The following is a 26785-nucleotide window of genomic DNA, read 5'->3' on the forward strand; positions in this document are numbered from 1 at the left end:
ATGCCACAAAATCAAAAAAAATCTATTTGGATTATTTCATTCCTATTTATCGCTTTCATTATTGGCATGATGTTCCTCGGGATTAAATTCACTGCCAATCATACAGCCGTTGCGCCTGAAAATTCCAATGTAATCGGAGGGGGTTTTCAACTTATCAGCCCTGCAGGAAGTATCGTCAATGACGGAATATTCAGGGGAAAATGGATGTTGATGTATTTCGGTGCAACACGTTGCCCGCATAATCAATGTCGTAAGGATCTTATAAAAATGGGTGAGATCATTAACCATTTAGAGAATAAAGCATCTCAACTTGTTCCAATTTTCATATCCTTTGATTCTAACTATGATACACCCAGCCGTCTGATGTTAAGTATGAAAACCTATAATGATAAAATTATAGCCCTGACCGGTGGTGAACTGGCGCTTCGTGATATTTCAATTCTTTATCATGTTTCCATCAAAAAAGCGCCAATCAATAGTGATATAAGCCTTGTTGAACCTTATGATCAGTTCATTCTCATGGATCCAGAGGGAAAATATAGAACCTCCATTCAAACAGGAACAGAAACGCATCGGATTGTGGAGACCCTTGAATCAATAATCCATTAAATATAGTTTATACAAACTGTCCTCATTTCAAAAAACGTGAAACTGCATAAATTCTTGATATGATTATTCACATATATTTACTTTAAATATCTATAATGAAATAACAAATGATCACGGATAAAACTTGAAACAAAAAAATAGCTGTGGTCATAATCTTTCTGCCATCGCAATTGAAACGGCCAATTCTTTTTGAGGGCAACAGTTTCCAAAATTTCTGGTTTTAACTGTTTTAATAAAAATTCATCCTTTGTTCCCTGATCAATCAATATGGGAAAGGGTTGGTCAATATAATGCTCCATTAGAAAACAGCTATCATAGACTTGCCAAGTTTCCTTGCTATCTCCAAGATAATGACAAAATGCCTTCCGCCCAAACGGCACCTGCATTGGATTAACAATTGGTGCAAAAGCCGAAACCGAACAAAATCGACCAGGATGTTTTAGGGCAAACATCAAAGCACCATGACCACCCATTGAATGTCCAGCAATAGATTGCCTGCCATTCGATTTAAATTGTCGCTTGATCAATTTGGGAAGCTCAATGGAAATATAATCAAACATTTGATAATTTTGTTTCCAGGGTTCTTGTGTCGCATTAACATAAAAACTCGCTCCCTGTCCCAGATCATAAGAAGGCGCGTCAGGAATTATATCACCTCGGGGACTTGTATCAGGGACAACCAGTATAATTCCTAATTCTGCAGCATATTTTTGCGCCCCTGCCTTAGTCACAAAATTCTGGTCATTACAAGTTAAACCGGAAAGCCAGTATAATATAGGTAAAGTTGTATTCCTGTAATCAGGTGGCAAGTAAACTGAACAACTCATTTCGCAGTCCAGTGTGACTGACCAGTGTCTGAACCGTTTTTGCTGTCCACCAAAAGATTGATGAGTTTCCAATTCAACATATTTCATAATATTTCCTGTCAAACCTATCTGAAACTAGTAATGTAAAACAGTTCGAATAGACTTTCCCTGATGCAATAAATCAAAAGCCCTATTAATCTCATCAAATGCCAAGTCTTGTGTTATAAAATCCTCCAAAACAAATTTGCCTTGCAGATAATCATTTACAATAACAGGCAATTGTGAACGCCCCTTAACACCACCAAATGCTGATCCTCGCCATACACGACCCGTCACCAATTGAAAAGGACGGGTGGAAATTTCCTCACCTGCCCCGGCAACACCAATGATAACAGATTCTCCCCAACCTTTGTGACAACATTCAAGAGCAGAACGCATTACCTGAACGTTTCCTATACATTCAAATGAAAAATCTACTCCACCTCTTGTTTTTTCAATTACAACTTCCTGTATTGAGGCGGAATAATCTTTAGGATTTATAAAATCGGTAGCACCTAACTTCCTAGCCAATTTAAATTTTTCTGAATCAATATCAATTGCGACAATGCGACCTGCACCCGCCATATGGGCTCCCATAATGACCGACAAACCAATCGCACCCAACCCAAAAACTGCAACACTATCACCTTTTTGTACTTTTGCCGTATTTTTTACAGCTCCCATACCAGTTGTAATTCCACAACCCAATAAACATACTTTTTCCAAAGGTGCCTGTTTACTGATCTTTGCTACGGAAATCTCCGGAACAACCGTATATTCGGAAAATGTAGATGTTCCCATATAATGATAGATAGGTTCGCCGTCTTTGAAAAAACGGTTCGTACCATCAGGCATCAACCCTTGACCTTGAGTGACACGAATAGCCTGACAGAGATTGGTTTTACCAGAACGACAATATTCACATGTTCCACATTCCGGAGTATATAAGGGTATAACATGATCACCAACAGAAACACTTGTTACCCCTTCACCAACAGCCTGTATAATTCCCGCCCCTTCATGACCTAATATTGCTGGAAATATACCTTCAGGATCTTTTCCTGAAAGCGTGTATGCATCTGTATGACATACGCTGGTTGCAATTATCTTTATTAAAACTTCCCCTTTTTGTGGCGGCATTAAATCAACTGTCTCAATTGAAAGGGGCTGATTGGCTCTCCATGCAACAGCAGCCTTCGTTTTTATCATCTCCATCTATGATCACCCTTCTGATACAAAAATTAATTTATTCAATTAAATATTAAAACCCAGGATTTTATAAACCAAACAAACAGTTTCAAAGTAAAGATTATATCTATGAAATGGAATTTCATGACTCAATTCAAATTAAAATAATTTAATATAGTCTTCTGGTCCCAACATTTTGAAAATAATCAATCCATAAACCCCAAACAGGCATTGATAGAATTTTCTTTCTTGATATATTCTTACTTCAGATAATCTTCCCGAAAAAGTATTTTTAATTTAAACCTGTTTCAATTTATAAGTAAAATGGCAATAATCAAATAAACTATATAATATAAAAACAAATATGTTGGCTGAACCGATCATAAATATTATTCAATTACACATGAATACTACTCACATATTTTTAGTTGTATCTTAACTCAAAATGAACCCTGGTTGTTGTCTGAACAAGCGTATCATTATCTTCCAATGCACTGCATTTTATTTGTTGGACTGCCTCGATTGCAGCCCGATCCAAATCAACAAAACCACTTGTCTCAACAATTTTTACCTGACCAACCTGTCCATTTGACAAAATTTGCAATGCAACCTTTGCAACACCCTGTTCATGTCTTCTACGGGCAGCCAAGGGATAATTACCTTTTGGTGATGAGCAGCGTTGCAATGGAAAATTGTGGCTGACTAAAGGTATTGATGGTTTGGCTTTCTGCTCCATTCCCCTATCCTGCCTGTTCTGCTGTCCCATTGCTGATTGAGCAGCCATTTTATTTTTGGAAATATTACGATTACTCGATTGGTCTTTAGTGGTTGGTACTGAAATTTTTTGCAATGCGTTCATGGCTGGCAAAGCATTGACAGGACTTCTGGCCACGGGGATGGTTACTGCCTTCAGATCATCCGTTTTATTTTCTGCAATTGCATCCAATGAAGAAAGAGATTTCATCCCTTCTTGAAATTGAACCACAACCATTGAAGAGAGTGGGAAAACTTCTTTCTTTACATGTAAACAAAAAAACATTAGCAGGAAAACAATTATATTAAATAGAACAGCAACCGTACAGGCCAGCTCTATCCCTACTGAATTGACATGTTCGGAAAAAACCAACGTCCTTTTTGGAAATGATGATAAAATCGTTTTCTGTTTCAGAGAAGGACAGATAGGTTCCTGTTTCATAATCCTTGATGCCATATTTGCTCAAATATATTAAAGGTAAAGAGCCTTTATTCTATTCTATCTATAAAACAAAACATTCAAATACTAAAAAGAAATTTGACTTTATTCTTAATTTTAATCAAATAAATAATAATGATCTTCAATACTTGACCAAGGCATTAATGATTTTATCCTCTACAACAAATATATGGGTAAAAAAAAATAAAGATTCTTATCCTGTATCTTTATATTCTGTTATTATTGTCCTGTTTCTGTTTATAAGTCATTTAATTCTTTTACCTTTTACATTTACCTCGCTTTGGCATTGTCCAATGATGCAAAATCAGCATACATCCATGTCAATGACGATGTGTGACACTGTCACTTTCTCCCACTCTAAGATAAGCAAGAAAACGGATCAACATTCCAAACACAATCAACAACATCATGGAATCTTTGTTTGTCCCCTCTGTAATGGATTGGCTGTTCCAAGCCCCTTGTTAAATTTATTACTTATCTTTCCCCAATTGACAATTATTCATCTTTTTTTGAAGCGCAAGGTTTATCAGGCTCAACCTCCCCCGATATTACCCTTGAATACGCAGCTACCCCGTGCACCACCCCTTTATTAACACTGATAGTTCTAATGGTCATACAGATATTATGACCAAATTATTCCTTTGTCATTATTATATCAGGTTAATCTATGTCTTATCGATGGCATTGTACATGTAAATTTTACCTTTTTTTATTATTGTGTTCTCTTTACCCCTATAATGGAAAAGCACAAAAAAACATTACACAAAATAAAACCTCTCTTTCAAGAACCAATACCACTGCACCAGTTCCAGAAATACATATTGAATCAGAAGACATCCCAGACTTTTCCACAAATCCACCCAATTCAATTTTTTTAAAAAAGGATAAATTAAAGGATATTGTGAATAACAGTCCAAACCCAATGGATCTTTTCAAAAATCAAATGGGTATCAGCCAATATGGTGCGGGTCGTATTGCCTCTTTACCCGTAATTAACGGAATGGCGGATGATCGGGTGGCCACGTTCATTGATGGTATGCGTATCAATGGGGATTGTCCAAACCATATGAATCCTGCCATTTCCTATCTTAATCCCCATGATGTTGCAACAGCCAAAATCATGGCCGGTATCACACCCGTAAGTATGGGAGGGGACAGCCTGGCCGGATCAATTGATATCCAACGAAAAGATCCTCTTTTTGCAGAAAAAAACAAAAAAATTCTCATCAAAGGAGAAGCCTCAAGCTTTTATCATAGTAATGGTTCAGGCGTAGGAACTGCTGGAAACATTACTGTTGCCAATAAACATTTAAGTCTCCGCTATAACGGGTCATGGTCTCAATCCCGCAATTATCATGCAGGCAGCGAAGGTGGAAAAGTGTATTCTTCTGCTTATAAAACATTCAATCATGATGTGACCCTAGGTTATAAAAAGGATAACCATTTATTCTCTTTGACCTATGGACAATCTGACACACCCTATGAAGGTTTTCCCAATCAATATATGGATATGACCAATAATCGCTCCATTTTTGTCAATGGAAAATATAAGGGTGACTTCGATTGGGGAACAATTGAAGCAAGAGGCTATTGGCAACGTGTCACCCATGCCATGAATATGCTCAGCAATAAAGGCGGCCATTCCGCCACGAAAGGAATGCCCATGAACATTGATGGTCGTACAGCTGGATATAATGTTAAGGCAACGGTATTCATAGATAATCATAACACGTTACGGATTGGCAGCTCTTTCGATCATTCAGGTTTAAATGACTGGTGGCCCCCCCTACAAAAAAACATGATGATGGGACCTCATACCTATCACAATATCAATAATGGCCATCGGGATCGATTGGGAAATTTTGCTGAATGGGAAGCCCAATGGACCCCAAAAGTCACAACCCTTCTCGGTTTTCGAAATGATCTGGTCATGATGAATACAGGGAGAATATCTGGATACCAGGGCATCAATGGAATGAATGCCGAGGAACGGAAAGCCATTCATAATTTCAATACTGCAAACCGTGGCCATACCGATACCAATTTTGATGTTACAGCCATGGCACGATGGACAGTCAATAAATCCTTTACCTGGGAAGGTGGGTATGCCCGGAAAAGTCGTTCTCCAAATTTATATGAACGTTATACTTGGGGCACATCTCCTATGGCCATGCGCATGATTGGCTGGTTTGGTGATGGAAATGGTTATATCGGCAATCTCAACCTCAAACCGGAAGTAGGCAATACCGTCAGCACAACCTTTGACTTTCACGATCCACACCAGGATATATGGGAGGTCAAGGTTCAACCCTTCTATACCTATATTCACCATTACATCAACGTTAATTACCTTGGGAGTATGCGAACACGTCAAAATACAACTGTCTCAAAATTACAGTTTGATAATCATAACGCCCAAATCTATGGAATTAACACTGCTGAATCCTATAAATTATGGAACAATAAGAAATATGGTCAAGGCATATTGAAAGGAAATATCAACTGGGTTATAGGTCAAGATCGAACCAATCACAACAGCCTTTATCACATGATGCCATTAAATGGAACGTTAAGCCTTAATGAATATTTTGGCCCATGGGCTGGCAGGATCGAGGCAAATTTCGTCAATACAAAAAGTCAGGTTGACCCTATGCGTCGTGAACCGAAAACACCTGGCTATGTTTTGTTCAATATCGGGGGGAGTTATACATGGCGTATGCTTCGCCTGGACGCAAGCATAGAAAATATTGCCAACAAAAAATATTATCTTCCTTTGGGGGGAATGTCCTTAGGGGATTTAATCACAACTAACGAATTGCATGCCCTGCCTGGTCTGGGTCGTTCTTTTAATATCGCCCTAACTGCCAGCTTTTAACTAAAGTTGCTGTAATTTCATTAGTGTATCTCGAATAACCGTTTCAAGCGGATGGGACATGTCAATTTCTATATGAGGCTCATCCACCTGGAGCGGTTCAAAGCTTTTCAGCTGTGTATCCAGTAAACTTGCGGGCATAAAATGCCCTTCACGTTTTTCAATACGATGAAGAAGAACATCATATGGAACTTTTAAATTTACAAAATAGAAAGGTTTCCCAATGCCCTTGCGCAAAAAATCACGATAGGATCTTTTTAGGGCGGAACATGTTAACACCCCTTTCCCACCATGTTCTTCCGCACATGCCTTCAACCATGCATGACATTTTTCCAGCCATGGCCAACGATCGCTATCTGTTAGGGGTTTGCCTTCTGACATTTTCTGGATATTATGTTGTGAATGAAAAGAGTCCCCTTCCTGAAAAGGCCAGTCAAGATACTGATCCAAACCTTTTGCCAATGTCGTTTTTCCACATCCCGAAACACCCATTATCACCAATAAACAAGGTCTAATCTGTACATTATCATTCGTGGACAAAGACATTGATGTGTTCCTTTACTTATATAAATGCTGAACCCCGTTATAGCCTGCGACTAAAGCCTCATCCGTACAATTAATAAATAAACCGCTTTCGATAACCCCAGCAATCGAAATGATATCTTTCTCTAGCCGTACAGGATCGTCAATAATTCCAAAATCACAATCCAGAATCATGTTCCCACCATCCGTCAGGAAAAAATCAGGATGATCATTCTTGACCCGAACTTTTATTGATGCTCCAATTTTTTCCAAATGTTTCATTGTGGCTTCCCAACCGAAAGGGGTAACCTCAACTGGAACAGGTGTATGCTCACCAAGCTTATCGACTAATTTACGTTCATCAACGACTATAACAAATTTTTTGGCTGCATAGCGAACAATTTTTTCTCGTAATAAAGCGCCACCCAACCCCTTAATTAACTGTAATCCTTGATGCGTAACCTCATCTGCCCCATCAATAGCAATATCCAATTCTGAACATTCCCCCAATGTTGTCAGTTCAATTCCGTAAGATTCGGCCAGCTTGGCCGACGCAATCGAGGAAGGCACACCTTCAAAACGCAACCCTTCCTCTTGCCACCGCTTGCCTAAAGATCGGATAACACATGCAGCGGTACTCCCACTTCCCAATCCAACTTTCATCCCTTGCGAAACTAATGAAGCCCCTATTTTTCCAAGTTGCTCTTTATATTTAACGATTTGTTGTGCATCCATCTCTATCTAGTATTCTTTCGTTATCCAATTACCGACCTCTTTTATTCACCACCGGCCGCTTTATCCAAAATCCAGTGAACCTCTCCTTCCGTTTCAATTTTTGAAGAGGGATATATTGCATTCTCTTCCCTTACCTCACGGAAAATCTTAACCTTGTTTTCTCCACTCACTACAAATATAATCAAACGGCTAGAAGCAATTGCTGGATAGGTTAATGTCATTCTTCTATGAGGGGCGTCTTTTGGTTGACACCAAGAAACCCACTTCTGTTTTTCCTCCAAAACAGCTGTGTCAGGGAAAAGTGAAGCCGTATGACCATCTGTCCCCAGTCCCAATAAAACGATATCAAATAAGGGTTCCCCATTCTTCAATACCCTTGATCCATATTCATGCTGTAAATTTTCTTCGTATAATCGCGCAGCTTTTTCCACATCTTCTAAAATAGGCATCGGATGAACATTCCTAAATGGAATATTCACATGATTAAGCAAAGCCTCGGTAACCATACGAAAATTGCTGGCTTCATCCGTATAGGGCACCATTCTTTCATCACCGAAAAACAGATGCAACCGTTCCCAAGGCAGTCGATGACTGTAAGTCTCTCCCCCTAATAATTCGTATAATTTTTTAGGTGTGGATCCTCCTGATAACGCTATCCTGAAAACCGCATCCTTTTTTTCCTCAATCTGGTGCAAAATGATATCAGCCAGGTAATTAGCCTGTGCATTTGCATCGGGTAAGACAAGAACATATCCGGTTTTCGCATTATGCCCTTTTTCCATATTGTCTGTCATAGATAACTCGTTCTTTATAATTTTTATGTACCCTTGCCCGGGATTCAACAATTCAGGTTACAAAATTAAACCATTATTTCATAACTTAAAATATTTTCATTTAAATTAAAGTAAAAATTGATTAACAGCATAAGCCCATCCATTTTCCTCATTTGTACGTGCAATATGATGAGCATATTGTTTTACCCTTTGACTTGATTGTCCCATAACAATCGGCATTCCTGCAATTTTCAGCATCGTAATATCATTATCCATATCCCCTATACAGGCCGTTTTACTTAACGGAATTTTAAGTAATTCCGCTATTTTCTGAGCTGCAAATCCTTTATTTGCCTTTAAATGAGAGATATCCAGATAATTTTTTGAAGAATGAACTGCGGAAACTTCCCGGCCATGACGTCGTTTTATCTGTTGTGCTAGATTATCAAGTAAAACAGTATCCTGGGAAATACCCATGATTTTTATTGTATCCGTTACATGATCTTGAATGTTTTGAATAATTTTCGGCTGCAATTGCAAGGCTTTTTGTTCATGCTCCACAAAGGCGCTTTCAGTAGTAAATACGAACCATTCAAGACTACTATAAAGCCATATTTCAATTTTATGCTTCTGGAGCATATTGCATATATCGAGAATCAGGACAGGATTCATGCAAATTCTGGAAAGGATATTTCCTTTTACATCAAGAATTTCTCCGCCATTCAATGCGGCAAAAGGCAACTCTATTTTCAATTGCTCCAAATACAAACGCATACCCAAGGCAGGCCTGCTACTTACCAGGGACAATCCAATCCCTGCCTGTTTCATTTTATGAACAGCATGAATGGTTTCATTTGTGACAATTTTATTGTTTGGTATCAATGTTCCATCAATATCCGAAATTAACAACCGAATTGCTGGAGTTGTTTTATTCAAGATTGACACTTTCCAACTGTATTAAAATGTTTTAAAAGCATCCAAAAAGCCATTTTTGATTTTCTAATAATCAATTGGAAAAATATTATATTCACAAATTGATAAAAATATGACGATATATAATTATCAAAATATAAAAACACCCCTTGACCGCAATCGTCAAGGAGTATCATCAATCACATATTTTAATTTAGTCTCAATGTTTTAATCCCAATACAACAGGATTGACTTCATCCGTTTCAATTGATGCTAGGGCCTCATATTGTTTATAACGACGGTCAATTGCCTTTTGTGCATTTTCCATAATTTCCTCGGCATCATTCGGACGTATCCGTTTTAGATTCCGATATCTGATTTCATTACCCGCATATTCTTTTAAAGCAATACGTGGTCTGGCTGAATCCAGTTGGAAAGGATTTTTACCAATTTTCCGCATCATAGGATCAAAACGGAATAATGGCCAATAACCGGATGCTGTCGCCAATTTTTGTTGGGTCAATCCATGGCGCATATCTATTCCCTGTCCAATGCAGTGGCTGTAGGCAATGATCAACGATGGCCCATCATAAGCTTCGGCCTGGCGAAATGCTTTTAGGGTATGTTGCGGATTGGAACCTAGAGCAACCTGGGCAACATAGACATTATCATATGTCATGGCCATTAACGCCAAATCTTTACGAATTGTTTCTTTTCCCTTTGATGCAAATTTGGCAATTGATCCGAACGGTGTCGCCTTTGAAGCCTGACCTCCTGTATTGGAATACATCTCTGTATCCAGCACGAGGATATTGACATTTTCACCTGACGCTAAAACATGATCCAAACCACCGTAACCAATGTCATAGGCCCAACCATCTCCACCAACAATCCAGATACTGCGGCGGATAAAATAATCAGCCAATGCCAATAAACGTTTTGCATCATCACTGTTAAGGCGAGCTAAACGTGTCTTCAGCATTTTTACCCATGAACGTTGGGCCTGAATTTCAGATTCTTCTTTCTGTGATGAATTCAAAATCGCATCAGCCAGTTCCGTACCGACCTCTTCCCTCAATCGCTTCAATAAATGACTGGCCACTTCTAGCTGTTTGTCAACAGCAATCCTAAAACCCAATCCAAATTCGGCATTATCTTCAAACAAAGAATTGGACCAGGCTGGGCCCTGTCCTTCTCCATTTACAGACCAGGGCGTTACAGGCAGATTGCCACCATAGATTGATGAACAACCAGTCGCGTTGGCAACTTGCAAGCGATCTCCAAACAACTGAGTCAATAATTTCAGGTAAGGCGTTTCCCCACATCCGGCACAGGCACCAGAAAACTGAAATAAAGGTTCCAGAAACTGCACACCCCGTACATTCGAAAAATTAACTTTGCTACGATCATCAACCGGTAAAGTTTCAAAAAACAAAATGTTCTTTTTTTCTCTTTCAAGCAGGGATTCCTTTGCTGTCATATTGATTGCCTTGGTTTCGGGCTCAATAGGACTTTTCGCTGGACATACATCAACACACAAAGTACACCCTGTACAATCCTCCACGTAAAATTGCAAAGTATAATTAATATTTGGATATCCCCTAACTTTTAAAGGTGCCGTCTTAAATCCCTCTGGTGCTTTTTCCAGATAACGATCATGGTAAGTTTTGGAACGTATCACACTATGTGGACAAACATAGCTGCACTGACCACATTGCACGCACAAATCCTCTCGCCATTCAGGAACAAAATCCGAAACGTTACGTTTTTCATAAACGGCTGTTCCGGAAGGAAAAGTTCCATCGGCCGGGATCAAGCTTACTGGAATTTGATCCCCCTTGCCCGCAAACATAGGAGCAATAACTTTATGAACAAACTCTGGTGCATCTGCTGGAATAGGATATTCAAGATCGATATTGCTTGATACACGGTCTGGAACCCTTACTTGCTGTAAGCTATCGCAGGCTGCATCAACAGCCCTGTAATTTTGCTGTACAACATCCTCACCTTTTACAAGATAGGTTTTCCTGATCGAATGTTTGATATATTCAATCGCTTTATCCCTTGGAAGAATATCCGAAATCGCAAAAAAACAGGTTTGCAAAATCGTATTGGTACGCATACCCAACCCAACTTCCTGGGCAACTTTTGAAGCATTAACAACGTAAAATCTTAATTTCTTTTCAATAATACGCTGTTGTACCAAACGAGGTAAATGTTGCCAAACTTCATCTGCATTATAATGCGCATTCAGCAGAAAAACTCCACCTTCCACCACATGTTCAAGAATATCCTGACGATAAAGGAAATGAAAATGATGACACCCGACAAAATCGGCACGTTGAACCAGATAGGCCGCCTTGATCGGAATTTTACCAAAACGTAAATGGGACACGGTCTGCGCACCGGATTTATGAGAATCATAAACAAAATACCCCTGTGCATATTCCCCTGCATCCTCAGCAATAATTTTCACGCTATTTTTGTTGGCCCCAACAGTTCCATCCGCACTCAATCCAAAAAACATGGCGCGTTTAATTTGATCACTATCAATTGTAAAGGATGAATCATAAATTAAACTGTTATGGGTTAAATCATCCTGGATACCGACTGTAAAACCATGTCGAGGATTCTCTGTCTTTAACTCATCAAATACGGCCTTGACCATTGCAGGGGTGAAATCCTTGGATGAAAGACCATACCTACCACCGATAATCAAGGGCAAATCCCTTCTTTTCCCCCTTGAGACAGCCTCGGCCAAAGTCGCCATCACATCTAAATATAAAGGTTCCCCCAACGCACCTGATTCTTTTGTGCGATCCATAACTGCAATTCGTTTGACTGAAGTAGGCAGGAATTCGAGAAATTTTTCTGAAGGAAAAGGACGATAGAGACGAATTTTTAAAACACCAACAGATTCCCCCTGTTTTATGAGGGCTTCAGCTGTATTGTCAGCAGTTTCGGCAGCGGATCCCATCAATACGATAACATGTTCTGCCCGAGAATCCCCAACATATTCAATCAGATCATGGTAACGCCCTGTTAAATCCCCTAAACGCTTTACGTATTTTTCAACAAGTTTGATAACCCGGTTGTAATATGGATTAACCGCTTCACGTGCCTGGAAAAATGTGTCAGGATTATGAGCCGTTCCTCTAATAAAGGGTTTTTCGGGATTTAGGGCCCGTTCACGATGTGCAATGACAAATTCATCATCGATCATTTTAGCCATAATCTCATCAGATATGATATCCAATGTGTTTAATTCATGAGACGTACGAAAACCATCAAAAAAATGAATGAAAGGCACACGTGCCTCCAATGTAACAGCATGCATAATCAAAGCCAAATCATGGGCTTCCTGGACTGATGCAGAACAGCACATGCCAAAACCTGTCATTCTGCTTGCCATGACATCAGAATGATCCCCGAAAATTGACAGGGCAGAAGTTGCAACAGAACGTGCTGCCACATGAAAAACCGTCGAGGTCAATTCACCAGCGATCTTGAACATGTTTGGCAACATCAACAACAATCCCTGTGATGCCGTAAAGGTTGTTGTTAACGCCCCTGTTTGTAAAGAGCCATGTACTGCTCCTGCAGCACCACCCTCACTTTGCATTTCCTGAACAAGGGGAATATTTCCCCAAATATTTTTAATTCCCTTTGCCGCCCATTCATCAATATGCTCAGCCATCGGGGATGAGGGCGTAATCGGAAATATGGCACAAACCTCATTAACACGATAAGCAATATGGGCAACTGCAGTATTGGCGTCCATTATTGTATTAGTCATCTATAACCATCCTCTCTTGAGACGTTATCTGCATATAATATTAATATATTTAGATATTTTCAGCTGTCATATCAATTGCTTGGCATGGACAGGATTCAAAACAGACCGCACATCCCGTGCAACGATCCATATCCAGTAAATACCCTTTTCCCACTCCGGCTTTGGTTAAAGCATCCTCTGGACAAGCTGCCAGACAGTTATCACACTCATAGCAATTTCCACAGGAAAGACAGCGTTTGGCTTCATACAGAGCTTCCTTTTCATTAAAACCGATTAATGTTTCCGTAAATCCAACACGCTTTTCAACAGGCAATTCCTTTTGTAGGATCTGAGGTGTATCCTCCAATAAGGGAAGATGTAAATCCGTATAATAGGTAATCGGATTTTTTGGGGATACAATAAAGGGTTTATTATCCAGCCAAGCATTAATGAACCGAGCAGCCTTTTTACCAGAACCCACAGCATTCGTGATACTTCGAGGACCGTCAATAGCATCCCCGCCCGCAAATATGCCAGAAACCCCAGTCATCATCTGGGCATCAATAACCAGAGTCCCCTTTGAATCAAATTCTATTCCTTCAATATTTTGCAAAAAATGATTATCAGGTTGCTGTCCCAATGCCATAATAACGGTATCCATCTGTATTTCCTCCATCTCCTCGGATGGTTCCGGACGAGCATCCTGGCCAATGATCATTTTCCGTAAAATCACCCTGTCTTTAAAAACAGAATCAATTGTCCTCATACATTTAAATTGAGTACCTTCTGCCTCTGCATCCTTAATCTCAAATTGATGCGCCTCCATATGCGAACGATCCCAAAAGAAAATAACCGTTACTTTTTGCGCCCCTGCACGAAAGGCTGTTCGAGCGGCATCCATCGCTGTATTTCCGGCTCCATAGACCAAAACGTTCTTACCGATTTTTGGATTTTTCCCAGCACTGACATCACCCAAAAACTCTATGGCTGACAAAAGATGCGCTTCCTTATCAATTGGAATATTTAACAAACTTGGTTTTGTAGCCCCTATTGCCAAAAAGACCGCATCAAACCGTTCCTCCTGCTTTTCTTTCAATAAGTCCCTCACTGGATCATTACATCTGATCTTGACCCCCATCTGTTCAATCCGATAAATATCAAGCTTTAGAATATCTCTCGGTAAACGATAAGCGGGAATGCCATAACGCATCATGCCTCCAGGTTCAGGAAAAGCCTCACGTATTACAACTTCATGCCCCATACGACACAAATGATAAGCTGCAGATAACCCCCCAGGTCCAGCTCCAACAATTAAAATACGTTTACGATTAGGATTATCTGCAACGGAAACTTGCCATCCCCGGTCATTAGCCATATCCCCCAAAAACCGTTCAACAGCGTGAATGGTGACAGATCCATCCAATTCTTTACGATTACATGAACCTTCACATGGATGATAACATGCCCGCCCGTGAACTGCAGGCATGGGATTATTATCAAGAATATGTTCCCAAGCCTCTCTAAACTTTCCCTCTTGAGCAAGAGAAAGCCACCCTTGTATATCCTCACCGGCGGGACAAGCATAATTACATGGTGGTAAATGGCGATTATAAACAGGATATAATTTCCTTACCGGCCCACCAAACTGTTGTTGAGTCATATCAATGACCGGACTCATATCGTGATGTTTTGTTCCCATTAGATGATACCCTTAAATTATATCTTGTAGATTTTTATAATCTTTATGAAAAACCATTATGCTTATGTATGTTGTTAGAAAATTATTATGTCATAAACCATTCAATAGCGAATTTTGTTTAACGTAATGTTAGTAAAATAAATTTGATTTATTTCACTAACTCTATATATTCCTTATATATTTTGTATAAAATTTATAAAAAAAAAGCCTTAATCCTCACGATTAAGGCCTTTTCCAATAAAATTGGAAAATTTATATTATTTCTTTTCTACATGGCCACCAAAACCAAAACGCATTGCTGACAACATCTTTTCGCCAAACGTATTTCCTGAACGGGAACGAAAACGAGTGAATAAAGCGGAAGTTATAACGGGGGCAGGAACAGCCTCTTCAATTGCGGCTTCAATGGTCCAGCGCCCTTCTCCCGTATCTGCAACATCACCTTTAAAACCTGCAAGAGTACCATCCTTTGCAAGCGCATCCGCACATAAATCCAACAACCACGACGGAATAACGCTGCCACGACGCCATACTTCTGCAATATCTGCCATATTCAAATCAAAACGTTCATCTTCGGGTAAACGATCTGATCCTTTGGTACGCATGATATCAAACCCTTCTGCATAGGCCTGCATCATACCGTATTCAATACCGTTATGAACCATTTTAACAAAATGTCCAGAACCTGCGGGACCACAATGAAGGTAACCTTTTTCCGCACGGGGATTCAAATTGGCATTACGTCCCTTTGTACGTGGAATATCGCCCATTCCAGGAGCCAAAGAGTCCAAAATCGGATCAATATGGTCAACAGCTTCCTTACTGCCACCATACATCATGCAATATCCACGTTCCAGACCCCAAACGCCACCGGAAGTTCCAACATCAACATAGTGAATACCCTTTGCTTCCAGCATTTTTGCACGACGTATGTCATCTTTATAGAACGTGTTTCCACCGTCAATAACGATATCCCCTTTATTTAACATATCTCCAAGACTTTTGATTGCCTGTTCTGTCACTTCACCACAAGGCAGCATAATCCAAACAATTTTTGGGGAAGGCAATGCTTCTACCAAAGATTTCAAATCATCGACAATGGTACTTTTAGGAGCTTGATTATGAATTTCCTCACTTTTGCTGCGCGTACGATTTAACAGAACAACTTCATGACCATGACGAGCCAAACGAATTGCCATGTTACCACCCATTCTGCCCAAGCCATACATACCTAGTTTCATAGTTAATTTCTCCATTCTCATCACAATAAGTTTATATCTTGCGGTAATCGTAAGATATAAACGTTGATTAATCTACAGAATATTTAAAATTGATTGGCTTAATTTATCCAATCCAACTTTCATATTCCCTTTTACATGAATACGGATAACCCTTCTATCCCGTTCCGATAATACATCGAAATCACCACGAGCTTGTGCTTCCTTCACAATTCCAAATGTGTATTTTTCACCGGGAACAGGCAAATCATGATCATCATCGGCAGTGATCTGTAAAAATACACCACTATTGGGTCCACCCTTATAAGCCTGTCCAGTTGAATGCAAAAACCGGGGACCGAATTCAGCCGCTGTTGCAACCTTTTTTTTGTCTCTTATAGCCAGACGTAATTTCTGGATCCACTCCCGTGTTGCCAAATCACGTTCAATATAGGCCAAAACAGCAACATAATCCCCTGCAGCAATTTCATTGAAAAAACTTTTCAAGGCTTCGGAGATTGTGGAAAGACCTTTTAATTTTGCAATTTCAACCTTACCTGCATAAAGATCAAACCCTTGCTCTTGAACGATTGGGGTAATAACGGGAAGAGAACCTTTTTCATTATAAGCAGTTGTAATTTTCTTGGTTTCAATCTTACTGGCTTCAACATCGGGTTGATCAAAAGGATTAATCCCAATGAAGGCACCCGCCACAGCGGTTGCAAATTCAGTTTGGAAAAAAGTCTGAACAATCTGTGCTTTATCATGTAGATTTATTGTCACAACAGGCTGTTGAGCCGCTTTTAATTCAGCAATCGCTTTTTCCTGTTGAGGATCAATCTTATTCTCCAACCGTAAATAGATAAATAAACGATCCTTTCCATAGACAGATGGAACAGTCAAGGTTTCCTCATCTATAGGAATAATTCCTTTACCAACCTTACCCGTTGATTCTGCCAAAAGTTGCTCAAGCCATGAACCTAAGGAGCCAATATCAGGTGAGGCTATGATTGTAAATTTATCCCGTTTGAATTCAGCAACACCAACCCCGAAAATTGTCCCGAGTTGAGCTCCCGGATTTTGTGCCGGTGGAGATCCTGCAGAACAAGCTTTTTCCATTCGTTGGGCCGAATACAGGATTTCCTGTAAAGGCAATCCCGCCGCGGCTGCGGGAACAATTCCAAAATTAGATAAAACGGAATAACGCCCACCGATTGATTTCAAGCCGTAAAAGATTTTCCAGAAACCATCCTGCTTGGCCACATCTTCCATATGGGAACCCGGATCGGTGACTGCAACAAAATGCTGCCCCACTTTGTCACCCAGCACCTTTTTGGCTTCATTGAAAAAATACGCCTTAAGAATATTAGGCTCCAGAGTGCTGCCTGATTTCGAAGAAACAATAAACAGGGTTGTCGCAATTGTCACTTTCTGCTGGAAGCTGTGCACTTGCTGTGGATCAGTGCTATCCAGGACATGAAGACGCGGAAAACCAGCCTGATGTCCAAAAACCTCTCCCAGAACTTCAGGACCAAGACTTGATCCGCCCATACCTAGTAAAAGGATATCGGTAAAACCTCTATTCCTGACTTCTTTTTGGAATTCCTCCAGTTCAGCAAGATTTTCAACCTGTTGATCAACAATATCAAGCCAACCGAGCCATTTATTCTCATCCTTTCCCGTCCAGACAGAAGATTCACGATCCCACAGTTTGCGAACTGTGCCATTCTTACGCCATTTATCCAGACCAGTTTTTACAGCGGTTTCATAATCTGAAGGTAAATCAGACTGCAAATGAGTTAGCTTATTCCCCTGTAAGATCATCTGCTTTTCACCAACAGAACCCAATAATTGATCAAAAGCGTCGGCAAATGAATTAACACCGTCTTCCAATAACTGATCCGTAACTTTTTTTAAATCAAGGTTCAAATGTTCAGCCTCAGCCAGAATCTTTTTAGCTTCATCAATATTTTGTTCCAGGGTGTCAGCCACAGTACCATGATCTCTAAAAGCATCCATGGTGGCAGGTGGAATTGTATTGACAGTATCCCTACCAATCAGTTGATCAACATAAATAGTGTCTGGAAATGTCTTATCCTTGCAACTTGTACTGGCCCATAATAAACGTTGGGGTTTCGCCCCTGCAGCCTCAAGTTTTTTCCATCGGTCACTTTGCATCACTTCAAGATAATGCTGATAAGCAAGTTTTGCATTTGCAATGGCAACCTTGCCACGAATAGCTTTTAATGCACCGCTTTCCTTATCCCCTGCGGCGATCCTTTGATCAATTTGCTTATCAATGGCCGTATCAATACGACTAATAAAGAAAGAGGCCACACTGGCAATATGCGCAATATGATGCCCCTTGGCAAGATGCGCTTCAAGCCCCTTGATATACGCTTCAAGAACCTGTTTGTACATATCCAAGGAAAATAGTAAAGTTACATTAACATTGATTCCCTCGGCAATGGCCCCTTCAATAGCGGGAATACAAGGTGCTGTTGCTGGAATCTTGATCATAAGATTCTTTTCAGCAACCCTTTTCCATAATCGGCGTGCGTCTTCCAACGTTGCATGCCCGTCCATAGCGATATATGGAGAAACCTCCAAACTGACATATCCATCCAGTCCATGGGTTTTTTCCCATACAGGATACAATACTGAACAGGCCGCACGGATATCATCAATCGCCATTGTTTCATATAAGGTAACAACATCGGTGATTCCTGAAGAAATCAGTTGTTTAAATTGTTCATCGTAGTCAGTGCCATGCCCCATTGCCTTTTCAAAAATTGAAGGATTGGAAGTAACGCCCTTTAATCCATCTTCATCAACCAGTTTTTTTAACCCACCGCTTTGTGTAAATGAACGCTGGATAAAATCTAGCCAAGGTGATTGTTTATACTGTTCTAATTTAATGAGAGGGTTTTCAACCATTTCTATTTCTTTCCTTAAATATGCTGCGACAAAAAATCCTTCTTAATAAATTAAGAAGGATTCACAACATTTACCTTGTCAATTGTTCCTGTGCCGCTTGTAAAACAGCTTCAAGAGTAAACCCGAATTTTTTCTGTAGATCACTATAGGGAGCAGAGGCACCAAAACCACGCATAGCGATGATTGCACCGGTTGTTCCAGCATAACGATCCCATCCAATGGGAGATCCCTGTTCAACCGCGACACGTGCTGTTATATCAGGAGGCAAAACCTGATCACGATAAGACTTGGACTGTTCTTCAAAAAGTTCCCATGAGGGCATTGAAACAACCCGAATCTTTTTTCCGGATTTTGTTAAAACCTGATAAGCTTCCATAATCAAACCAACCTCGCTTCCTGTCGCCATGAGAATCAAGTCTGGCTTACCTTCACAATCCGCAACAACATAAGCACCCTTTTTAAGCCCTTCTGCCGAAGCATATTGATGGCGGTCAATTGTTGGCAAATTCTGACGACTTAATGCCAGAATGACTGGTTTAGAATTTTCCTGCATCGCATATTTCCATGCCTCGACAACCTCGTTTGCATCGGCGGGACGAAAAACAACAAGATTAGGCGTTGCCCTAAAGTGAACCAACTGCTCAACTGGCTGATGTGTCGGACCGTCCTCACCAACCCCGATACTATCATGCGTAAAAATATATATGACCGGCAAATGCATCAATGCAGACAAACGGATGGGATTTTTCATATAGTCAGAAAAAATGAAAAATCCTGCGGCATACGAACGCAAACCGCTTAAGGCCATTCCGTTGACAATTGCCCCCATGGCATGTTCACGAACGCCAAAATGAAAATTCCGTCCATCATATGTACCGCCATAAGCAGGATTCTGAAAAACCCCGGCCCCTTCAAAATCCAGATTGCTTTTATTAGAGGGGGCAAGATCTGCAGATCCACCGATTAACCAGGGCACATTCTTTGCAATGGCATTCAATACCTTTCCTGAGCTGGCCCGCGATGCAACCCCTTTGGCATCAGGCGCAAAAATTGGAATATCCTTGTCCCATCCCTTTGGTAGGCGATGATTTAAAATATCCTCGATCTCTTGACCCAACTCGGGATATTTTACCTTATAATCCGCAAACAGCGTATGCCATTTTTGATAGGCTGCAGCCCCTCTTTTACCAATATTGGCTTTAAAATGATCCATTACACCATCAGGGACAAAGAAATCTTTGTCTTCAGGCAAACCAAGATTCTTTTTGGTCGCTTTAACTTCTTCCACCCCAAGCGGTTCACCATGCGCTACTGATTTTCCCGCTTTATTAGGAGACCCATACCCGATAACACTATCAATGACGATGAAACTTGGCATGGCTTTATTTTGACGCGCTTGATTAATCTTATTTTGGAAATCATCAATATCGTTACCATCTTTCACATGATAGATTTTCCATCCTGCAGCTTCAAAACGTTTTTCAACATTTTCTGTAAAGGCAATATTGATATTGCCCTCGATCGTAATACGGTTCCGATCATATACCCAGATAAGGTTACCTAACTTCAAATGTCCTGCAAGAGAGGCCGCCTCATAGGAAATCCCCTCCATAAGATCACCATCACCGCAAAAGGCATAGACATGATAATCGAACAATGGAAATTCTGGTCGATTATAACGTGCAGCAAACCATTCCTGGGCAATCGCCATCCCCACAGACGTTGCAATCCCTTGAGCTAAAGGTCCTGTTGTGGTTTCAATTCCGGTGGTATGCAAATACTCTGGATGACCGGGCGTTTTTGAATTGAGCTGTCTGAATTGACTTAAATCTTCAAGGGTTAAGGCTGGTTTGTTTTCCACTTTACCTTGACGTGTCACTTCCTTAATACCGCTTAAATGAATCATGGCATATAAAAGGGAACAGGCATGACCACCTGACAAAACAAAACGATCGCGGGCCGGCCACAATGGATTCGCAGGATCATAATTTAAAATATTATTCCATAAGGCATATGTCGCGGGTGCCAAGTCAAGCGGCGTACCTGGATGACCAGAGTTAGCTTTCTGCACTTGATCAATTGCAAGTCCACGAATGGTATTAATACATACCTTATCCATATTCATTCAAGTCTCTCCATCAAACAACTTTTAAAATAACTTCGTTAATCATAAATTTAATCGTTTTTTTTAAATCAATTTATATCACCCAATAAAAAAGGAAAAAAAATCGATTGTTCAAATTACAAAAATTTTATCCTACAAAGCTATCAATTAACTTAAGATCGAATTGTTAATATTCCGATAAATTCTGACCCCTGCCAAATGTTCAATTAATAAAACATTTTATCTGTAATCAATTTTATCGATTATATTAAATTATATTAAAATCATACACTTTTATAAAACTTTCTCCTATAAAAGAAATCTTATTTTTCTTGATCTTTCTTTTTTATACGCGGCACTATAAAATAAAAACCAGATTTTTGTTCATTAACTCTCAATAATATGGCAATACCATGACGGTTTCATCTTCTCTTGATTCTAGTTCTTCCCCCGAATTCACTTCACAGGAAATAGAAACGCTTTATTTCAATTCTGCTAGAGAAGGTTCACTTCCTTTGCTTGAAGAATTCATCGCCGCGGGTATGAATATCAATCATCAAAATGAAAAAGGCTATACTCCTCTCATCTTAACCACTTACAATAATCATCATGATGCAACGGCTTTCCTATTAAAAAGCGGGGCAAATCCTAATCTGCAGGATAAAACAGGTGCAACGGCTTTAATGGGCGTAGCTTTCAAAGATCATGTTGAAATGGCCAATCTTTTAATTAAGGCTGGTGCCTCAGTTGATATTCCCAATAATCTAGGACGCACACCTTTGATGTTTGCAATCCTTTTTAACCGAAACGACATGACTGAAATTTTATTAAAAGCCGGGGCGAACCCTCTGCACGCCGATGGGGAAGGCATTACACCCTTAAAACTTGCAGAACAACAAGGAAATAAACATCTAATATACTTACTTGAAAACTATCAAAACATTTAAATTTCATAATTTTTTAAATAGGTATATCCTTATGCAAAATCGTTATTGGAGTTCTTTTGTCAAAAATTTAGTTCCTTACACACCTGGGGAACAACCCAAGGTAAATAATCTTATCAAACTTAATACAAATGAAAATGCGTATGATATATCCCCCAGCGTATTAAAAGCCATACAGGCAAATACCAACAATTTATTAAAATTGTATCCCGATCCTACATCCCAGGCCCTTTGTCAATCCTTGGCTGATTTGCACCATGTCCAACCAGACCAGGTTTTCGTCGGTAATGGCTCTGATGAGGTGCTTGGATTTGCCTTTCATGCCTTATTAAAACATGAAAAACCTGTTCTCTTTCCAGATATAACCTATAGTTTTTACCCTGTTTACTGCAATCTTTTCAATATTGACTATAAAACCATTCCCCTAACCGGAAATTTCAAGATTGACCTTGAACAATATGATGCAGAGGATGCTTGCGGGATCGTCATTGCCAACCCCAACGCTCCAACTGGCTTGCTGATTGACCAAGAGACAATCCGGCATTACCTTGAAACACACCCTGAACAAATTATTATTATCGATGAAGCCTATATAGATTTTGGTGGAAAATCGGTCATTCCCCTTATCAATCAATTTCAAAATCTTCTTGTTGTTCGAACTTTCTCGAAATTTCACGCCTTTGCAGGATTACGGGTTGGTTATGCAATTGGAAACACACAATTAATTGAGGGTATTAAACGTGTAAAGGACAGTTTTAATTCATATCCCTTAGATCGATTGGCACAAATTGGTGCGATTGCATCAGTAAAAGACATTCAATGGTCTGTTAATAATGCCCGACAGATTATCAAAAACAGAGATTACCTGATCAACGCCCTTTCTGAATTAGGATTCACAACTCTCGATTCAAAATCAAATTTTGTTTTTACATCTCATCCCGAGATATCTGGTGAAAAACTTGCAATTCAGTTAAGAAAAAATAAGATTTTGGTAAGACATTTTAATCTCCCACGAATTCAAAACTGGCTTAGGATAACAATTGGCACAGAAAAAGAATGTCAAATCCTGATACAGGTCATAAGCACAATAATATCAACTAATTGACAATACAAAATAAATAAGATTAACTTAAAATTTATATTAGTAACAATCATTTGAAATGAGGTGTGTTATAATGTCTCATCCCTATTCCCAGCTTTTTTTTTCAAAAAAAAATGATTTATCCAAAATTGTTTTAATTAATTTTGTTATATATCAAGCGCTGATTAATCAACATTCTGCATATGCGGTTGGAAATTCCCCTATTGTTAATCAGGGCGCATCTCCATCAACAAATATTAGCGGTGCAACCCCGGTAAAAAAATCCCCTCCACCAGCCACAATCCTTGATAAGGATACAGGTCAGGCACCCGAAAACAACGATATGTTATTGGGAAATATTTTGGGATTACGTTCCCTTATGGCACAATATGGTCTGACCCTCACCCTGGTGGATGTCAATGAGGTATGGGGAAATCCTTATGGGGGGATCAAGCAGGGTGCTGCCTATACAGGTTTGACCACAGTTACCTTGAACTGGGATCCCGAGAAAGTGACAGGAATTAAGAATGGTCTTTTTAACATTAGCGCCCTGCAACTTCGAGGACGGGCTTTTACGGCAGAAAATATAGGAGCCTATAACTCTACCAGTGGTTGGGAAGGCGATCGCTCGACACGCCTATGGGAACTATGGTATCAACAGGGGTTTTTCGATAATAAAATGACCATTCGCATCGGGAAATTAAGTTTGGACCAGGAGTTTAACATCAGCGATTATGCAACGCTATTCATTAACTCCTCTTTTGGATGGCCCATGATTCCATCAGTCAATACCTATAGTGGAGGAATTGACTATCCCGTTGCCTCTCCTGCAATCCGTTTCAGTTTTCAACCCAATGATCACTGGACGGACCTTTTTGCAGTTGCGGACAGTAATCCCAACAATGTTTCTTTTTGCAATCCATCCGGACCATTTACCTGTGATCCGTATTCCAAGCATCAATCAGGAACACATTTCAATTTTACCACCGGGGTATTCATAACCAATGAAATTCAATATCATCTGAATCCTGGCAATGAAGATGATGAAAAATATACAGCTTATCCTGGAACTTATCGGTTGGGAGCTTATTTTGATAGTTCAAAATTCCCGGATCAACGTTATAACAGGGATGGGGATCCATTAGGAAATCCGGACAATCCCCAAACAATGCTCAACCATCGCCATACCTGGTCAGTTTATGGAATTATGGATCAAATGATATGGAGAAACCCGAGAAACAAAAAAGAATCTCTTGGCATATTTGGAAGAATGCAAGTCAGCCCAACTGACCGCAGCCCCATCAATTATGCAGGAGATGCAGGGATTGTCTATAAGGGACTTCTCAATCGGGAACATGATTCCCTAGGTTTTGGCTGGGGATTTGCCCATACTGGCAACCGTGCCAGACATTATGACCGTGATTACCGCAATTTTGCGGATCCATACTGGTGTGTTCGAAAAACAGAACATCATATCGAGCTCGCCTGGCAAATACAGGCCACATCATGGCTAGAGCTAAAACCTGATTTTCAATATGTCTTCCGTTCCGGTGGAGGATTAAATCTTGAGGAAAATAGTAAAAAGAAAATTCCAAATGCCGCCATTTTTGGATTGAGATCTACGGTCAACTTTTAAAAAAAGGTTATATACATTATCGATAAATCGATAATGTATATAACTTGTATTTTATTTTTTTAAAATTTAGGAAATTCTTTTCGAAATACTGTCCGCAAGTTGCGTTAACAGCAAACAGCAAGAAGTTGCACCAGCATCCAAAATGCCTTTTGAACGTTCACCCAAACGACTGGCACGACCTATTTTTGCAACAAGATTGCGGGTTGATTCCTTACCATCATGTGCTGCCTGTTTCATAATAATCAAAGCTTCATGAAATGTTTTTCCGGATTCATTCGCTTTTTTGAATCCTTCAATTGCAGGCATTAAAGTATCAACCAAACATTTATCACCCTGTTTGGCAGAACTAATTTCCTGTAATTCATGCAACCCTTTTGAAAGCATTTCCTTGAATTCATTTGAATTCAAGGTATTTTTACCTTGAATTGCCTCAGCCCATCCAGCAAAAATACTGCCATATAAAGGCCCCATTGAACCACCAATCCCCTCCATCAGGGAATCACTTAATATTTCAAAGGCTTCTGACAATGAAAGATTTTTCCCATCAATACGATGTTTGCAAATGTTAAATCCCTTTGCCATATTGATCCCATGATCACCATCACCGATCGCACCGTCAATCTCACTTAAATAATCACGGTTATTCACGATACAGCTGATTAGATCATCAACAATCTCGGTACCATTTTCAATCTTAGCCACTTCTGTCATGCCATTTACTCCTGTACCAAACCCAAAGAACGTGCAGGAACATCAATCAGTTTTTTTAATTCCGCATCTAATTTCATAACGGAAAGCGTCACACCCATCATTTCAAGAGAAGTAAAATAATTTCCTACATAACAGCGATGGATCTTGACATTTTTAGCCTTCAAAAGACGTTCAACCTCTGCATAATAGATATAAAGCTCCATAACAGGTGTTGCTCCAAGGCCGGAAACCAGCACGACCACTTCAGATCCGGGTTCAAAAAGACCTTCCTCCATGATTGGATGAAGCATGGTTTCCGCCATCTCTTTTGCCGTTTCTATAGGAACAACCTTGATTCCAGGTTCACCATGATGGCCAATACCCAATTCCATTGTTCCTTTTTCAATATGGAAATTTGGTTTTCCAACTGCAGGTATAGTACAAGAACTCAAGCCAACCCCAATTGAACGACAGTTATTTATTGCTTTTTGAGCAGCGGCAATAACACCATCAAGATCATATCCTTCGGCAGCGGCAGCCCCACCAATTTTCCACATAAGGATTTCACCCGCAACACCGCGGCGTTTCTCTATTTCACTGGCCGGTGCGGAAGCGACATCATCATTGGCAACAACTGTTTTGACTGTAATACCAGCGGCTGTGGCCTTCTTTATTGCCATCTTGACATTCATATTATCGCCAGCATAATTGCCGTATAAACAAGCAACACCAGCACCTGAATCTGCGGCTTTCATCGCATCCAAAAATGCACCAGCAGTGGGAGAAGAAAAAATTTCCCCAATTGCAACCGCATCAACCATATTTTTACCCACATATCCCAGAAAGGCTGGTTCATGACCGGAACCGCCACCTGTAATAATGCCAACTTTACCTTTTTTTTCTGAACCTGAATATTTTAGAACTCTAGAATTATCCGTTTTTTCAAAAAATTCTGGATGGGCGACGACATATCCCTCGATTGCATCTTCAACGACTAAATCTGGATCATTAATAATTCTGTTCATTGTCATTA

General features: G+C 39.9%; 20 protein-coding genes. 6 read left to right on the plus strand and 14 right to left on the minus strand.

Going from position 1 to position 26785, the window contains the following annotated elements; translation table 11 throughout:
* Positions 1-609 (plus strand): SCO family protein, encoded by a 609-nt coding sequence (locus tag H3R33_RS05975; RefSeq protein WP_198185152.1) that lies wholly within the window; start codon positions 1-3, stop codon positions 607-609.
* A 77-nt stretch (positions 610-686) separates the two neighbouring features.
* Here H3R33_RS05975 and fghA read toward each other — a convergent pair whose 3' ends face one another.
* The 3 genes from fghA to H3R33_RS05990 all read right to left on the minus strand — a co-directional run bounded on the left by fghA (position 687) and on the right by H3R33_RS05990 (position 3837).
* Positions 687-1523, minus strand: coding sequence for an S-formylglutathione hydrolase (fghA, locus tag H3R33_RS05980; protein ID WP_198185151.1), 837 nt, complete (start codon positions 1521-1523; stop codon positions 687-689).
* 27 nt (positions 1524-1550) lie between these two features.
* Complete coding sequence (locus H3R33_RS05985) at positions 1551-2663, minus strand: S-(hydroxymethyl)glutathione dehydrogenase/class III alcohol dehydrogenase (RefSeq protein WP_232342173.1); 1113 nt, start codon at positions 2661-2663, stop codon at positions 1551-1553.
* Between the two features lie 403 nt (positions 2664-3066).
* Positions 3067-3837, minus strand: coding sequence for an energy transducer TonB (locus H3R33_RS05990; protein ID WP_198185150.1), 771 nt, complete (start codon positions 3835-3837; stop codon positions 3067-3069).
* 161 nt (positions 3838-3998) lie between these two features.
* On the opposite strand from H3R33_RS05990, the gene H3R33_RS05995 reads away from it, so the two are divergent.
* The gene (locus tag H3R33_RS05995; protein ID WP_198198885.1) at positions 3999-4448 is read left to right on the plus strand and encodes a DUF2946 domain-containing protein; all 450 of its coding nucleotides are present in this window, start codon (positions 3999-4001) and stop codon (positions 4446-4448) included.
* Between the two features lie 74 nt (positions 4449-4522).
* Complete coding sequence (locus H3R33_RS06000) at positions 4523-6730, plus strand: TonB-dependent receptor (protein WP_198185148.1); 2208 nt, start codon at positions 4523-4525, stop codon at positions 6728-6730.
* Here H3R33_RS06000 and H3R33_RS06005 read toward each other — a convergent pair whose 3' ends face one another.
* From H3R33_RS06005 to tkt, 9 genes are all read right to left on the minus strand, one after another.
* On the minus strand, positions 6731-7273 hold the full coding sequence (locus tag H3R33_RS06005) for a gluconokinase (protein ID WP_198185147.1): 543 nt from the start codon (positions 7271-7273) through the stop codon (positions 6731-6733).
* Between the two features lie 12 nt (positions 7274-7285).
* Positions 7286-7984: a ribose-5-phosphate isomerase RpiA gene (rpiA, locus tag H3R33_RS06010; protein ID WP_198185146.1), complete on the minus strand. Its 699-nt coding sequence runs from the start codon at positions 7982-7984 to the stop codon at positions 7286-7288.
* Between the two features lie 41 nt (positions 7985-8025).
* Positions 8026-8778: a 6-phosphogluconolactonase gene (pgl, locus tag H3R33_RS06015; protein ID WP_198185145.1), complete on the minus strand. Its 753-nt coding sequence runs from the start codon at positions 8776-8778 to the stop codon at positions 8026-8028.
* 105 nt (positions 8779-8883) lie between these two features.
* On the minus strand, positions 8884-9693 hold the full coding sequence (locus tag H3R33_RS06020; protein ID WP_198185144.1) for a Cof-type HAD-IIB family hydrolase: 810 nt from the start codon (positions 9691-9693) through the stop codon (positions 8884-8886).
* Positions 9694-9889: 196 nt separating this feature from the next.
* The gene (nifJ, locus tag H3R33_RS06025) at positions 9890-13465 is read right to left on the minus strand and encodes a pyruvate:ferredoxin (flavodoxin) oxidoreductase (RefSeq protein ID WP_232342172.1); all 3576 of its coding nucleotides are present in this window, start codon (positions 13463-13465) and stop codon (positions 9890-9892) included.
* 49 nt (positions 13466-13514) lie between these two features.
* The gene (locus H3R33_RS06030; RefSeq protein ID WP_198185143.1) at positions 13515-15143 is read right to left on the minus strand and encodes an NAD(P)-binding protein; all 1629 of its coding nucleotides are present in this window, start codon (positions 15141-15143) and stop codon (positions 13515-13517) included.
* Positions 15144-15400: 257 nt separating this feature from the next.
* Entirely contained in the window at positions 15401-16384 is a 984-nt protein-coding gene (gnd, locus tag H3R33_RS06035; protein ID WP_110439283.1) for a phosphogluconate dehydrogenase (NAD(+)-dependent, decarboxylating), read from the minus strand.
* 72 nt (positions 16385-16456) lie between these two features.
* Positions 16457-19297, minus strand: coding sequence for a bifunctional transaldolase/phosoglucose isomerase (locus tag H3R33_RS06040; protein ID WP_198185142.1), 2841 nt, complete (start codon positions 19295-19297; stop codon positions 16457-16459).
* A gap of 70 nt (positions 19298-19367) precedes the next feature.
* On the minus strand, positions 19368-21422 hold the full coding sequence (tkt, locus tag H3R33_RS06045) for a transketolase (protein WP_198185141.1): 2055 nt from the start codon (positions 21420-21422) through the stop codon (positions 19368-19370).
* Positions 21423-21814: 392 nt separating this feature from the next.
* On the opposite strand from tkt, the gene H3R33_RS06050 reads away from it, so the two are divergent.
* From H3R33_RS06050 to H3R33_RS06060, 3 genes are all read left to right on the plus strand, one after another.
* Positions 21815-22348 carry an ankyrin repeat domain-containing protein gene (locus H3R33_RS06050; RefSeq protein WP_155564806.1) on the plus strand — a complete coding sequence of 178 codons (534 nt, stop codon included), beginning with the start codon at positions 21815-21817 and terminating at the stop codon, positions 22346-22348.
* A 31-nt stretch (positions 22349-22379) separates the two neighbouring features.
* Positions 22380-23450: a histidinol-phosphate transaminase gene (hisC, locus tag H3R33_RS06055; protein ID WP_198185140.1), complete on the plus strand. Its 1071-nt coding sequence runs from the start codon at positions 22380-22382 to the stop codon at positions 23448-23450.
* A gap of 70 nt (positions 23451-23520) precedes the next feature.
* On the plus strand, positions 23521-25062 hold the full coding sequence (locus H3R33_RS06060) for a carbohydrate porin (protein WP_198185139.1): 1542 nt from the start codon (positions 23521-23523) through the stop codon (positions 25060-25062).
* Positions 25063-25128: 66 nt separating this feature from the next.
* Here H3R33_RS06060 and dhaL read toward each other — a convergent pair whose 3' ends face one another.
* On the minus strand, positions 25129-25773 hold the full coding sequence (gene dhaL / locus H3R33_RS06065; protein WP_155564803.1) for a dihydroxyacetone kinase subunit DhaL: 645 nt from the start codon (positions 25771-25773) through the stop codon (positions 25129-25131).
* A 5-nt stretch (positions 25774-25778) separates the two neighbouring features.
* Positions 25779-26777 (minus strand): dihydroxyacetone kinase subunit DhaK, encoded by a 999-nt coding sequence (locus tag H3R33_RS06070; RefSeq protein ID WP_155564802.1) that lies wholly within the window; start codon positions 26775-26777, stop codon positions 25779-25781.
* Between the last annotated feature and the right edge of the window lie 8 nt (positions 26778-26785).

This window comes from Commensalibacter sp. B14384M2 (assembly GCF_016101865.1).
Lineage (GTDB): Bacteria > Pseudomonadota > Alphaproteobacteria > Acetobacterales > Acetobacteraceae > Commensalibacter > Commensalibacter melissae.

Bases quoted from the DNA above. Each gene is read 5' to 3' on its own strand.
- H3R33_RS06060 (WP_198185139.1), top strand. From the start codon at position 23,521: ATGTCTCATCCCTATTCCCAGCTTTTTTTTTCAAAAAAAAATGATTTA.
- H3R33_RS06030 (WP_198185143.1), bottom strand. From the start codon at position 15,143: ATGGGAACAAAACATCACGATATGAGTCCGGTCATTGATATGACTCAA.
- H3R33_RS05975 (WP_198185152.1), top strand. From the start codon at position 1: ATGCCACAAAATCAAAAAAAATCTATTTGGATTATTTCATTCCTATTT.
- H3R33_RS06040 (WP_198185142.1), bottom strand. From the start codon at position 19,297: ATGGTTGAAAACCCTCTCATTAAATTAGAACAGTATAAACAATCACCT.
- H3R33_RS06050 (WP_155564806.1), top strand. From the start codon at position 21,815: ATGACGGTTTCATCTTCTCTTGATTCTAGTTCTTCCCCCGAATTCACT.
- H3R33_RS06000 (WP_198185148.1), top strand. From the start codon at position 4,523: ATGTCTTATCGATGGCATTGTACATGTAAATTTTACCTTTTTTTATTA.
- nifJ (WP_232342172.1), bottom strand. From the start codon at position 13,465: ATGACTAATACAATAATGGACGCCAATACTGCAGTTGCCCATATTGCT.
- hisC (WP_198185140.1), top strand. From the start codon at position 22,380: ATGCAAAATCGTTATTGGAGTTCTTTTGTCAAAAATTTAGTTCCTTAC.
- H3R33_RS06070 (WP_155564802.1), bottom strand. From the start codon at position 26,777: ATGAACAGAATTATTAATGATCCAGATTTAGTCGTTGAAGATGCAATC.
- H3R33_RS06005 (WP_198185147.1), bottom strand. From the start codon at position 7,273: ATGTCTTTGTCCACGAATGATAATGTACAGATTAGACCTTGTTTATTG.
- tkt (WP_198185141.1), bottom strand. From the start codon at position 21,422: ATGAATATGGATAAGGTATGTATTAATACCATTCGTGGACTTGCAATT.
- dhaL (WP_155564803.1), bottom strand. From the start codon at position 25,773: ATGACAGAAGTGGCTAAGATTGAAAATGGTACCGAGATTGTTGATGAT.
- gnd (WP_110439283.1), bottom strand. From the start codon at position 16,384: ATGAAACTAGGTATGTATGGCTTGGGCAGAATGGGTGGTAACATGGCA.
- H3R33_RS05990 (WP_198185150.1), bottom strand. From the start codon at position 3,837: ATGAAACAGGAACCTATCTGTCCTTCTCTGAAACAGAAAACGATTTTA.
- pgl (WP_198185145.1), bottom strand. From the start codon at position 8,778: ATGACAGACAATATGGAAAAAGGGCATAATGCGAAAACCGGATATGTT.
- fghA (WP_198185151.1), bottom strand. From the start codon at position 1,523: ATGAAATATGTTGAATTGGAAACTCATCAATCTTTTGGTGGACAGCAA.
- H3R33_RS05985 (WP_232342173.1), bottom strand. From the start codon at position 2,663: ATGATAAAAACGAAGGCTGCTGTTGCATGGAGAGCCAATCAGCCCCTT.
- H3R33_RS05995 (WP_198198885.1), top strand. From the start codon at position 3,999: ATGATTTTATCCTCTACAACAAATATATGGGTAAAAAAAAATAAAGAT.
- rpiA (WP_198185146.1), bottom strand. From the start codon at position 7,984: ATGGATGCACAACAAATCGTTAAATATAAAGAGCAACTTGGAAAAATA.